Genomic DNA, 653 nt, shown 5'->3' on the forward strand with positions numbered 1-653 from the left:
CCATCCCCCCAAGCCCGCGCGATGGCCGACCGGGCCGTCGGCGAGCTGATCCGCATGCACGCCCGCCTGGGCCATGCCGAGCGCCTGAAGGAATTGCTGGCGGCGGTGGAAGGCCGGCAGTTGATCGGCCCGGCCACCGAACTCGTCGCAGGTGCCAGGCAAGGCCTGTGGATGATGGACAACAACCCCGGTGTCGCCTATTTATGTGGCCCGAACGCGCTGCGCCGGCTGGCTTTGCTGAACCCGGCCAATGCCGGCAGCCCTGGCAAGCCGGAGATGAAGCTGCTGGAGCGCTACCAGTCCGGCCCGCAAGGCGTCACGCTGGGCCAGGTGGCGGAACTGGCCAAGGCGGCCAAGCTGCCCTACCGCGCGGCCTTCCGGGTCGGCAACACGCCGATCCCTGTGCCGTCTGTCGTGCACTGGAAGGTCAGCCACTACGCGGCCATCGTCGGCCAGGAAGGCGACCGCTTCCACATCCAGGACCCGACCTTCGGCACCGACCTGTGGGTCAGCCGGGACGCGATCGAGCGCGAGAGCACGGGCTTCTTCATGATCCCGGCTGCCACTGCGGCGGCAGGCTGGCGGCCGGTGACGGTGGCCGAGGCCGCGCAGGTGCGGGGCATGGGCTACACCAACTCGGGCGATCCCAACGC

The 653-nt window shown here is 70.0% G+C and carries 1 protein-coding gene; it reads left to right on the top strand.

Annotated features, from left to right (window positions below; all coding sequences use genetic code 11):
• Window positions 1-21 precede the first annotated feature (21 nt).
• On the top strand, window positions 22-653 hold a 632-nt coding region (locus tag LRH25_RS32590; RefSeq protein ID WP_231013298.1), incomplete at its 3' end, for a cysteine peptidase family C39 domain-containing protein.

Origin of the sequence: Ideonella azotifigens (genome assembly GCF_021043325.1) — a bacterium.
Classification (GTDB): Bacteria; Pseudomonadota; Gammaproteobacteria; order Burkholderiales; family Burkholderiaceae_C; genus Ideonella; species Ideonella azotifigens.